This is a genomic window from Iocasia fonsfrigidae (assembly GCF_017751145.1).
In the GTDB taxonomy this organism is placed as follows: Bacteria; Bacillota; Halanaerobiia; order Halanaerobiales; family DTU029; genus Iocasia; species Iocasia fonsfrigidae.
This window is the reverse complement of the sequence record NZ_CP046640.1, coordinates 2,624,955-2,636,987: the sequence shown is the minus strand read 5'-3', so window position 1 is coordinate 2,636,987 and position 12,033 is coordinate 2,624,955. Positions and strand designations below refer to the sequence as shown.

At 35.5% G+C, this 12,033-nt stretch carries 13 protein-coding genes; all 13 read left to right on the top strand.

All coding sequences use genetic code 11. The features are described from left to right. Nucleotides 1–10 precede the first annotated feature (10 nt). The 13 genes from flgL (at nucleotide 11) to GM661_RS12585 (ending at nucleotide 11,794) form a co-directional block, all read left to right on the top strand. Entirely contained in the window at nucleotides 11–886 is an 876-nt protein-coding gene (gene flgL, locus GM661_RS12650) for a flagellar hook-associated protein FlgL (RefSeq protein WP_230867154.1), read from the top strand. A 90-nt stretch (nucleotides 887–976) separates the two neighbouring features. Next, a complete protein-coding gene (fliW, locus tag GM661_RS12645) occupies nucleotides 977–1,435 on the top strand; it encodes a flagellar assembly protein FliW (RefSeq protein WP_230867153.1) in 459 nt (152 codons plus the stop codon). Next, nucleotides 1,423–1,662: a carbon storage regulator CsrA gene (gene csrA, locus GM661_RS12640; RefSeq protein ID WP_230867152.1), complete on the top strand. Its 240-nt coding sequence runs from the start codon at nucleotides 1,423–1,425 to the stop codon at nucleotides 1,660–1,662. The genes fliW and csrA overlap by 13 nt, the downstream gene beginning before the upstream one ends. Then, nucleotides 1,649–2,074: a flagellar hook assembly protein FlgD gene (locus GM661_RS12635; RefSeq protein WP_230867151.1), complete on the top strand. Its 426-nt coding sequence runs from the start codon at nucleotides 1,649–1,651 to the stop codon at nucleotides 2,072–2,074. Before csrA ends, GM661_RS12635 begins: the two co-directional genes overlap by 14 nt. A gap of 18 nt (nucleotides 2,075–2,092) precedes the next feature. Next, a complete protein-coding gene (locus GM661_RS12630; protein WP_230867150.1) occupies nucleotides 2,093–2,416 on the top strand; it encodes a flagellar protein in 324 nt (107 codons plus the stop codon). A gap of 96 nt (nucleotides 2,417–2,512) precedes the next feature. Continuing rightward, a complete protein-coding gene (locus tag GM661_RS12625; protein ID WP_230867149.1) occupies nucleotides 2,513–4,132 on the top strand; it encodes a flagellar hook protein FlgE in 1,620 nt (539 codons plus the stop codon). 212 nt (nucleotides 4,133–4,344) lie between these two features. After that, entirely contained in the window at nucleotides 4,345–5,019 is a 675-nt protein-coding gene (locus tag GM661_RS12620; protein WP_230867148.1) for a FlxA-like family protein, read from the top strand. A gap of 803 nt (nucleotides 5,020–5,822) precedes the next feature. Then, nucleotides 5,823–7,706: a flagellin N-terminal helical domain-containing protein gene (locus tag GM661_RS19030; protein ID WP_330165216.1), complete on the top strand. Its 1,884-nt coding sequence runs from the start codon at nucleotides 5,823–5,825 to the stop codon at nucleotides 7,704–7,706. A 79-nt stretch (nucleotides 7,707–7,785) separates the two neighbouring features. Then, nucleotides 7,786–8,166: a flagellar protein FlaG gene (locus GM661_RS12605; protein ID WP_230867147.1), complete on the top strand. Its 381-nt coding sequence runs from the start codon at nucleotides 7,786–7,788 to the stop codon at nucleotides 8,164–8,166. A gap of 17 nt (nucleotides 8,167–8,183) precedes the next feature. Continuing rightward, entirely contained in the window at nucleotides 8,184–10,055 is a 1,872-nt protein-coding gene (fliD, locus tag GM661_RS12600; RefSeq protein WP_230867146.1) for a flagellar filament capping protein FliD, read from the top strand. 101 nt (nucleotides 10,056–10,156) lie between these two features. After that, the gene (flgN, locus tag GM661_RS12595; RefSeq protein WP_230867145.1) at nucleotides 10,157–10,651 is read left to right on the top strand and encodes a flagellar export chaperone FlgN; all 495 of its coding nucleotides are present in this window, start codon (nucleotides 10,157–10,159) and stop codon (nucleotides 10,649–10,651) included. 5 nt (nucleotides 10,652–10,656) lie between these two features. Further along, nucleotides 10,657–11,073, top strand: coding sequence for a flagellar export chaperone FliS (gene fliS / locus GM661_RS12590; RefSeq protein WP_230867144.1), 417 nt, complete (start codon nucleotides 10,657–10,659; stop codon nucleotides 11,071–11,073). 43 nt (nucleotides 11,074–11,116) lie between these two features. Then, on the top strand, nucleotides 11,117–11,794 hold the full coding sequence (locus tag GM661_RS12585) for a response regulator transcription factor (RefSeq protein WP_230867143.1): 678 nt from the start codon (nucleotides 11,117–11,119) through the stop codon (nucleotides 11,792–11,794). The last annotated feature ends 239 nt before the right edge of the window (nucleotides 11,795–12,033 follow it).

Here is a 12,033-nt window from a genome sequence, read left to right as displayed (position 1 = left end):
TGTTATGTAAGTGAGAATCAGTAATAGTATGATTACAAATAAGGTTTTGGCAAATTTAAATAATAATTCGGAAAAGTTAAATGAACTATATGAACAGGCTGTTTCTGGCAAATTATTTGTAAACCCCTCTGATGATGCATCTGGTTTTATTTATAGTATGAAACTGGATTCCTGGATCAGTAATAATGAACAATATCAGAGTAATATTGAATCCTGTAACAGCTGGCTTAGTGACACCGATGATGCCCTTGATAGTGCTGGTGATATTTTAGAAGAACTTGAAGATCTTGGTGTACAAGCAGCTAATGATGGTACCTTAACAGAGGATGAGAGGGAAAATATTTTGGTTGAGGTTGAAGAACTGGAAAAGGAATTAATAAATATTGCTAATACCCAACAGGGTGACAGTTATTTGTTTTCCGGGACAGCAACCACTACTGAGAGTTTTGACGAAGATGGTGAATATCAGGGTGATTATAATAGCATAGTCCGCCAGGTGAATTCAAGTAGTAATCTGGAGATCAATATTAATGGTCAGGAGGCCTTTGCTGATGCCTTTGAGGCTTTTCATTCTTTAGAAGATGCCCTGGAAGCAGGTGATGCTGAGGCATTGTCTACTACAGTTTTAAGTAATATCTCTGAGGCTACCAATACCATTAATACCTGTAGGGCAGAGGTTGGGGCCAAAGAAAACAGACTGGAATTTACCCAAAAACGCTTAGAGAACGAAAATACCAGCTTAAATAAAATATTATCAAACAATGAAGATATTGACCTTGCTACGGCATATACAAATTATGCCACGCAACAATATGTATATGAGGCTGCCTTATCTGTTAGTTCAACTATCTTACAGACTTCATTGGTTAATTTTGTGTCCTCATAAACATAATACTTATTTACTTAAAAAATTCAAATATAATTATTCTACTTAATAATGTTAAGCCAATAATGTATTGTAATTGGAGGCATTGTAATGAAATTAAAATGCAAAAATAATTACAGTTTAAGAAACGGCAGTGAGGAAGTAATTACTTTTTTTCAAGGTATTCCTGGTTTTAATGATCAAAAGGAATTTGTGTTTCTGTGTTCAAAAGACAAGGGCCCTTTTATAGTTATGCAGTCAGTTGAAGAAGAGAATCTGGCTTTTATCACTATAAATCCCTGGGAGGTATTAGGTGATTACCGGTTTGAAATTAGTGATTTGGTCAAAGAAAGATTAGCTATCAAGTCATTAGAAGATATCCTGGTGCTGGCTATTTGCAATATCAGGGGGAGATTAATGAATATGACAGTAAATTTAGCTGCCCCTATTGTCATAAATTATAAAAAGAGACTGGGTAAACAAGTTGTTTTAGAAAATACAGACTATCAGGTAAGACATCCTGTTTTTTCAGTCCAGTCTAAACTGGGGGTTCAGAAGTGCTTGTTTTAAGCAGAAAAGAAGATGACAAAATAATTATTGATGAAAATATAATAATAACTGTGGTAGAACTACATGGAGGTAGAGTTAAAGTAGGTATAGATGCCCCGGCTAATATCGAAATACACCGGGAAGAGATCTACCATAAGATTGAGATGGAAAATAGAGAGGCCGGAAATAATGGAGGAATGGTTAAGAAATTAATTTTAAAAGGGGGTGAAGAGGATGTCGAATTATGATGTTTCTTCTGTTTTTTCTTCAACAAGTAGTTCTAGTACCAGTACATCTGAAACTGACAGTTCAGATAATAGTAATACCCTGGGGCAGGAGGCTTTTCTGGAGCTCCTGGTTACAGAGTTGCAGTATCAGGATCCATTAAACCCAATGGAGGGCACTGAGTATGTTACACAACTGGCCCAGTTTAGTACAGTGGAACAGCTGACAACTATGAATGATAATATGAGTTCATTCCTTCAATACCAGGGTTTATATGATGGGGGTTCATTGATTGGTAAAACAGTGGAGATAAATGATGGTGAACTTAGTGGTGAGGTAAGTAAGATTTCTATTGAAGACGGTAAGACCTATGTTTATATTGATGGAGAACAATATAGTGTTGATGATATAACAATGGTTTATGAGGGTGAATAATTAAGGGTGGATATGTTTATGTCAAATAATGAAATAACAGCTGAAGAGTCAAGAGAAAAACTTTTTATTGATCAATTAAATGAGGTGTCTGTCCTGAAGTTTTCCAAAAATGCCTTACATAGCTTGAGTATATCTGACAGCGGTTTATCTGTAAGAGACCTACAACAATTACAACTTGGCTTTGAAAAAGCCGCTAATAAGGGGTCAGAGGTATCTTTGATTATTGTTAATAATATTGCTTACATAGTTAGTATAAAAAATAGTACCGTAATCACTGCTTTAAGTGATTACGGTACTAAAAAGAAAGTTGTTAATGAGATAGATAGTATAGTATTTATGTAATAATCTAAAATAATTTTTGTTATAAGAAAGGTCTCATTTAAAGAATTTGATAGTTCATATAATATTTTGATTTTTAGTAATAAGGGGGTAGTCAAAATGATGCGATCATTGTATTCAGCGGTATCTGGTTTGAAGGCACACCAGACTGCTATGGATGTAATCGGTAATAATATTTCTAATGTAAATACAACTGGTTATAAGAGTAGTTCGATAACCTTTCAGGAATTATTTAGTCAGACGTTACAGGGGGCTACATCTGCTCAGGATAATACTGGTGGGAGTAATGCCATTCAGATTGGTTTAGGTGTTTCAGTAGGGAGTACAAATTATAATATGGAATCAGGTATTATTGAGTCTAGTAATGGTGTTTTAGATGCAGCCTTAGATGGTGATGGTTATTTTATAGTTAGTGATGGCAGTCAAAATTATTATACCAGGGCCGGTTCTTTTTCATATGATGGAGAGGGTAATATTACATATGGGAATGATGGTTATTATGTACAGGGCTGGCAGGCAGATGAAGATGGGAAGATAAATACAAATATACAAGCTGGCAATATCTATCTTGATCGGAGTATGGACCCTTCGGCCACTACTTATTGTAATTTTACAGGTAATATTAATTCTACTTTGGAAAATATCCTGAAATTACAAACAAGTGAAATAGATATTAAAGACACTAATGGAGATACAGATACAATCAGTGTTGAGTTAACTGAGGGGAGTGCTTACAACACCTGGGAATATACCCTGACTGCTGGTGATAGTAGTAGTGTATTTGAAATAAATAATCACCCTTCTACAGGTAGTATTAGTGGAGAGATAGTCTTAAATAATGATGGGACAGTAAGCTCTTTTACTACTGATGCTGGTGATGATTTACTTAGTAATGCTTTAACATTAAGTATCGGGGGGTCAGGTCCTGCAGTTACTATAGCAAATCATACTGCTTCATTTGATACAAGTACTACCGCCTTGTTTGAGGATGCTGCAGGTACTAAGGAAAGTATTACTGCTGATTATGAATTTGATTCTACAGCAAAACTTACTGCTGAGGTTTATGATTCTCAGGGGAACAGTCATACACTATACCTTTATGCAGATCAGGTTGCTGATAATACCTGGGAGATTAACAGTAGTGATGTAGACCTTACTGATGCTTCAAATGTATCATTAGATAGTAATACGATTACTTTAGTATTTGATGATGACGGCAAGCTGGTTAGTGGTGATGAACTGGAATTATCCTTTACACCAGATGGCTTGAGTAGTACTCAGACTATATCTGTGGATTTATCAGAGATGAGTCAGCATGCTGATGATACAGATCTTACGGCGGTTTATGACGGCTATACAGCTGGTAGTTTGAACGATATTTCTTATAGTGACACAGGTGAGCTGGTAGGTTCATACAGTAATGGTTATTCTAAAATAATTGCCCAACTGGCTATTGGTGACTTTGCTAATCCAAGTGGATTACTAAAGGTTGGGGATACACTCTTTCAAGAATCGGTTAACTCTGGTGATGTAATAATTAGTACTGCCGGGAGTGGTGGTACAGGAGCAATTAAAAGTAGTAGTTTAGAGGCCTCAAATGTTGATATATCTGAACAGTTTAGTAATATGATTAAAATTCAGCGTGGTTACCAGGCCAATTCCACGGTGATAACTACTTCTGATGAGATGTTAGAAACATTGGTTAATATGAAGAGGTAGGAGCAAAAAAGTTGTTTATTACTCAGGGGTTAGGTGAAAGAAAATAGAAGTATGCTAGAGTTGCTAAGTTAAGTTGAACGGTTTTGGCCGGTTTTTTCAATCTGGCTCCTGACATCAGGTCTGCAAAGAAGTATAGTGGTGGAGTTATTAAGTTTTGCAAATATAATTTACATAAATATTGCATAGAAAAAAATTATCTAGGGGGTATTATAATGAGTGTTAAATCAGTTGCCACTAGTATAAATGATGTCCTTAAACCATTCTATGGTAATTTTGATAATAATGCTATAAGCCGGCTTGAAAAACAAAAAATGCAACTGGAGGAGCAGATAGAAAAAATAAAAAAAAGTGATATAGCTGATCAAATAAAACAGGATAGGGTTGAACAGTTAGAAGAGCGAATACAAGAAATTGAAATAGAGATACAAAATAAGCAGCGAGAAAAACTAAATCAAAAGAAAAATACAAATCAGCAAAAACATAGTGAACAATCAATTATAAGCACTCAAGGGGATGATGGTCTTTCAAGGGATATGTCCGGCTTGCTTGGGGCAAGTATTACAAATTCTAAGCTTAAAACGATGAACAATACAAAAAATAGTCTAAATAGAAAAGGCGATGTTTTGGAGGCAGAAATAAAATTAGATGAAAGTAGAGGGGGAGAAGCGAAAGCAAAGAAGGCGGAGTTGCAAGATATAGAATCAAGAAAACAAATTTTGAATAAAAAAATTGGTGATACTTTTCAAGAAGGGCAAAGTCAATTAGAAGAGGTATCCAAGCAAGAAATAAAAAATAGTGATAAAAATAATAAAAATGAGCTTATTTCCGATCAACAGGGGATAGAAGATAGGGACATAGTTTATAAAAAAATTGATATAAAAGTATAGAAGTTTAGGAACTATCTAAGGTCAGCAATACCTAAACTGATTTAGATAAGGTCAAAGAATAATTTAGTAGCTATTAGTGTTTAGAACAGGATTATAATTTTTGCTTTAAATTAGGATGGCAGAGGCAATTTGTTCAGGTATAGGAAATTATGCGATTTGTAGGTATATGGATAACTTTAAAGGCCGACAAATATATTTGTCTGGCTAATAGTTTATTATTAACTATGTGTAATAAACAGTTGACTTAAGAAAGCTGATATATTTGATTAAGTTTGGGTGGCGAAGCCATTTTGTTCAAGTTTAGGAAACTATGCAATTTTGAAATTGTGGATAACTTTAAAGACCGACCAGTATATTTACTTACCTTGTCGTGCACCGCAGGCACTCCGCGGTCTAAGCAGAGCGTACAAGAAAATTAAGGTTGCACTATGGCGTCCTGCCTTCGTTTACTGTCGAGAAATTGTCTTCCGGCTCACTGACTCTTCTTTTTATAACGCATGGTCGAGTCAGTATCAGGCCATCGAGGCCAAGTTCCATGCCTCCAGACAATTTCTAGAGTCGTCCAGTAAATATATTGGGCTGGTTTATTATGATGAGTAGTTAACTTTGAGTGAAAAGTGGTTCTAAGAAAAAATTAATAATTAGTGATTAAGTCTGGGTGGCGGAGCCATTTTGTTCTAGATAGTAATAGCTGCTAAATTCGGCAGGTGTAACAACGGCCGGGTTATATCTACCGTTAATTAAAGTAGCTAAAAAAACCTCAGGCAGGGAAGCCTGAAAAAATTCAAGGAGGAGATTATTTTATGAGTATGACAATTAATACTAATATTTCAGCGTTGAATACTTTGAATCAGTTGAGCAGGAATAGTAATGCGGTTTCCAGTTCACTGGAAAAACTCTCATCAGGTTATCGGATTAATTCAGCTGCTGATGATGCAGCAGGTCTGGCTATTTCGGAAAAGATGGAAACCCAGATCAGGGGGCTTGACCAGGCATCTACTAATGCCGAGGATGGTATTTCTTTGATCCAGACTGCTGAAGGTGCTCTTGATGAAACAGAAGAGATTTTACAGAGGATGAGGGAACTGTCTGTGCAGGCGAGTAATGATACCAATACTGATGCAGACCGTGAAGAGATTCAGGCCGAGATTGATGAGTTAATAGAGGAAATCGACCGGATATCCTCTGATACTGAATTCAATACTAAAAAGCTCTTAAATGGTTCTATGGCCTCAACTGCAGAGATTAGTACCAATCACAGTGGTGCAGAGAGTACTGAGTTGACAGATGTAGAGCTGGATAGTGGTGATTATACTGTTAGTTATGATAATGTCAAATCTTCTATTGCTGTCAGTTCAGATACTACCGGATTAGGTGGGGCTATTTCTACAATAGCTGGTGCTGGTGTAAGTGCAGGTAGTTATACTGTAGAAACTAAGGAAAACAATGGCAATTATACACTTACTTTAAAGGATAGTAATGGTGAGGAAATGGCTTCCACTACAGTTGATGATACTACTCTTAATACTGACGGTGCAACACTAGGTGGTTTTACTATTGCTTCTGGTTCTTCTGTTTCTGTAGGCACCTTAAGCTTTGATGTAAATATTGAAGCAGATGTTTCTATAACAGATTCTGCTGGAAATGTTGTCAGTCAGGAGACTGGTTTATCAGCAAGCTTAACCAGCAGTGTTATTTCAACTAAAGGTGGCATTGATATTACAGTAGATAGTGATCTGGCTGAAATTGGTGGAGAAATAATCAATAATAATAGTAAAGCAGAAAGTATTGAGGTAACTGACAATGCTTTAGCCGCAGGAGATTATACAATTGAATATGCAAATGTAGATACTACTGCTACTGCTTCTGGTACAGATAGTACTGGAATGGTTACAAATATGACAGTAAATGCTGGTTTAAGTGCAGGCAGTTATTCTATAGCTTATGATGATTCTGCTAATACAGTTACTGTGTATGATAGTGAAGGTAATGAGATTGATTCAGGTGACACTTCTACTATAGGATCTGGCGATGTGACGACAACGAATGGCTATTTTACTATTGCTTCAGGTACTTATACCGCAGGATCTGCAGATTTTGATGTAGAGATTGAAGCAGATGTTACTATAACAGATTCTGCTGGAACTACTATAAGTAGTGATTCTGGTTTATCAACAGACGCCGACAGTGTTATTACAACTACAGGTGGCATTGCTATTACAGTAGATAGCAGTCTGACAGATGCTACTGATAATATTACTTTATTTGATAGTGATATTATTACAATAAACAATAATTCAATTTCTTTCCAGATCGGTGCTAATGAGGGACAGACAACTGAAATGGCTATCAATGATATGTCTACTTCTGCCCTAGGTGTAGATGAAATTGATGTTACTACCGCGGATAATGCTGAAGCAGCCGTTGACGTCATTGATGATGCTGTTAAAAGTGTCTCTAGTGAAAGGGCCCAATTAGGTGCTTATCAGAACAGGCTGCAACACACCATTAATAACCTGGAAACGCAATCTGAGAACCTGACCTCAGCTCAATCAAGGATACGGGATGCTGACATGGCAGCAGAGATGACTGAATACAGTCAGAATAATGTCCTAACTCAGGCCGCTACTTCTATGCTGGCTCAGGCTAATTCCCAGACCCAGAATGTATTAACCTTACTTCAGTAATGAAGAGTAAATTAAATCCAAGAGAGCCGGGGAGGGGTTACTCCCTGGCTCTTTTAAAATTGTAAAGCAGGGGGGGCCTATGTATCTGGATAGTATAGCAGCTGGACATAATATGACTAAACAGCTGGACACTAATCTTAGTGATCTTAATTTACTTGATAATCCTGAAATTAAAGATAGTAATAAACTTAGTTATTCAGAAAATAATTCAGGGAATGAAGAGTGTGAGGAAGGTAATAAAAGTGGATTAAAGACTGTAATTGAATCAGCCAATGAGGGTGTACAGGTCTTTAATAAGAGTATTGAATTTACTATCCATGAAGAGACCAATAAAATCATGGTTAAAATTATAGATAATGAGACAGATGAGGTCATCAAAGAGATTCCATCAGAAAAAATACTCAATATGGTGGCTAAATTTTGTGAAATTGCTGGAATACTGCTTGATGAAAAGGTTTAGAAAAGGGGGGATATATTGTGTCTGATATTTCAAGAATTACCGGGATTGTTTCCGGACTGGATACTGACTCACTGGTTGAGGACTTAATGGAGGCTGAAGAAATAAACCTAAATAAACTGGAACAGGAAAAGACCTATCTGGAATGGGAGCAGGAGGCCTATCGTGAGGTTATTAATGATATTACCGCCTTTCAGGATACATATTTTAATTACACCTCTGCTACTAATCTCTTATCTGCCTCAACATTTAATAGTAATGCAGTAGAATTTATTGATGAGTCCTTGTCTTCTTATCTCAGTGTTTCTGCTAATGCTGATGCAGCACAGGGTAATTATACGATCAGTAATATAACTGTGGCTACTACGGCCAGTACTGAAAGTAGTGCTTCTCTCAGTGCTGAGGTAAGGGCTGATTCAATTAACGCTGGTATAGTTATTGATAGTAGTAATAATCAATTTAATATTACCTTTAATGATGTGACTTTAACAATTAACCTTGCAACAGGGACTTATACTGACCTTACTGACCTACAGGCTGAAGTGCAGTCTCAAGTCGATGATGCTGTAGGTAGTGGTAATATTACAGTAAATTTAGATGGTGATGCCAGTAGCGGTCAGCTTGTCTTTACTACTGACACTACTAATGAGATGACCCTGAGTCCTGATTCAGATAGTGATGCCCTGGATACCCTTGGTTTTTCTGATGTTAATCTATCCAACAGGGTTGACTTAAATAGTAACCTGGCTGATATAAGCGATAATTTTGCTACTGCTTTAAGTGTTGATGGTAGTGAAGATGATATTAGTTTTACCATTAATGGGGAGACCTTTACCTTTACATCTACTACTACTTCACTTGAGGAAATAATAGAAACGGTGAATGATTCTGATGCTGGTGTAGAAATAACTTATGATGAGTTAAATGACCAGTTTACTATTGAAACAGATGATACCGGTTCAGCCCAGAAGATTGAGTTTTCTGATCTAACAGGTAATTTGCTGGAGTCACTCCAATTTGATACTTCACAGACATATTATGGTTCAGATGCTACCCTGGAATACGATGACGGCAGTGGCAGTCAGACAATCACCAGGGCCAGTAATAAATTCTCTTTCAATGGTATAACCATTAATCTAAAAGAGGATTATACCGGAGAGATTGATTTTTCTATTGAATCCAGTTCTGATCAAGTAATGGAGACGATTACTGCCTTTGTTGAGGATTATAATGCCTTAATAGAAGATATCAATAGTAGACTGGATGAGGAAAGGGATTATGATTATGAACCATTAACAGATGAAGAAGAAGAAGAGATGTCAGAGGATGAAATAGAGAAATGGAATGAAAAGGCCAAAACCGGTATACTGGCTGATGACAGTACACTGACCAATATGGTCAGTAAAATGAGGACTGCACTCTATGATAGTGTTGAAGGGGCTGGTATCAGTCTTTATGAAATAGGGATTACCACCAGTGATGAATATGAGGATCAGGGTAAATTAGTAATAGATGAAGATGCCCTGGCCGAAGCTATAGAATCAGACCCTGAGGCAGTTACTGAACTTTTTACAGCCAGTGGGGATGATTATGATAGTAATGGTTTATCACAGCGTTTAGATGATATTATGGATTCCAATGTTAGTACCAGTATGAATGAGAATGGTTATAATGGTACACTACTTGAATTAGCTGGTATAGAAAATGATGATACAGAATATGATAATAGCTTAACAGAGCAGATTGAGGAATTAAAAGAAGAGATTGAAGAACAGAAAGACCATATGTCAGATTTAGAAGATAAGTATTATAATCAATTTGCTGCCATGGAGATTGCTATCTCGCAGATGGATACCATTGCTTCTTATATAAGTTCCTTTACTTCAAGTTAAGACTTTTATAGTTGAACTATGAAGGGTGTCAATTTTTCTTATCTAGAAATTGACTCCCTCTTATAAAATAATGTAAAGTATTTTAAGTTAGGTGATATTAGATGAATAATAAAGAAAATAGCTTTAAAAAAGTAATAGATCTCCTTGAAGAGAAAAAAGAGTTATTAGTTGAATTGCTGCATTTATCTCAATATCATGAAGAGTTTTGCCGTGAAGAAAGGTTTAATAAGTTAAATAGACTGATAAAGAGTCAATCTTTAAGGATAGATAAATTAAAAAAGTTAGACAAAAAAATTGACTCAATTAGTAGTGGAAAAAAAGAGTTAGCAAAATTAACTAAACTATTTAACCCTAGTGCTCAGGATATATCTAGCTTTACGGCCCAGAAAGAAGAGATTGATAGTTTGTTATTGGAACTCTATAAAATTGATCAGAAGAATCAGGAGATTGTCTCCGATAAATACCAGAGTTTGAAAAAAAAAGTTCTTGATATAAATCATGCTAAAAGAGTGAGAAATGTATACATAAAAAAATTAGGTAAGACCTGTGGTTTTTTTGTAGACCGTAGGGAGAAATTAAGATTAAAAAAGGGGTGACTTTCATGAGAAAAAAGGGTGCTTATCAGCAGTATAAAGATGTGCAGATAAAAACTGCTAATCAAGGGAAGTTATTACTTATGCTCTATCAAGGGTGTATTAAGTTTTTGGGATTAGCTATAAAGTGTATTAATGATAAAGATTTTGAAGGAGCCAATAATTACTTGCAGCGAGCCCGAAAGGTTATCAATGAATTAATGAGTTCCTTAAATATGCAGCAAGGTGGAGAGATAGCAGAGAATTTAGCTATGCTCTATGAATATATGAATCATCAACTTATCCAGGCAAACATCCATAAAGATACTGAAAAAATTAAATTTGTAAAAAAATTGTTGCTGCAATTATTGGAGGCCTGGCAAGAGATTATTAATGGTAGTAATACAGAAGAGAATATTGATACTAATCTAAGTATTAATATTTAAGACTTTTAAAATTTAAAACTAAAAATAAATAGGAGGGGCTGGTATGAGTTATAAAGTATATTTAGTTGAAGATGAGGAAAATTTGAATCACTTATTATATTCATATTTAGCCAAAGAAGGTTGGGAAGTAGAGTCCTTTTTAACAGGCTCAAAAGCTAAAAAAGCAATCCCTGACAACCCGCACCTTTGGATTTTAGATATTATGCTACCTGATATTGATGGGTATCAATTGATAGACGAAATTAAAGACAGGTATCCTCGGACACCTGTAATTTTTATTTCGGCACGTGATGACAGTCTTGACAGAGTCCTGGGGCTGGAAAAGGGTAGTGATGATTATCTGGCCAAACCATTTCTACCCCGTGAACTAATCATTAGAAGTAATAAGTTGCTTGAAAGGGTATACAAGGGTGAAAAAACTATTGATGAAGATGTGATTTCTCTTCCCTACATAATCGATATTAAAAAAAGGAAGGTATTAAATCAGCAAAAGGAGGAAATTCCCCTTACATCTAAAGAATTTGATCTCCTTTTATTTTTTACCAGACATAAACAGCAGGCCCTTTCCCGCAAACAAATCTTATCACATGTATGGGATACTAATTATGTTGGTACTGAACGGGTGGTAGATGACCTGGTCAGGAGATTAAGAAAAAAGCTCTTATCCTTAAATCTTGAGACACTTTATGGTTATGGCTACAGGCTTGTAGAGAGTAAATGATGATAATTCATCTTATTAATTTAATATTCTTTTGAAATAGAAAAAACTGAGGTATAATAAAAAATATTTCTTAATAAATAGTTATTATGGTAAATGGTTTATTTTTTTTAAATTTATGTTAATTACTTAAGAAATATTAAAATTTATTTTTTCTCTGCAAATATTTTATCCAGTACGAAAGTATAATTTCTGCTTTTTCGCTCTATCCAGGAAAACACCTTCCCTCTTGTATAATCTCA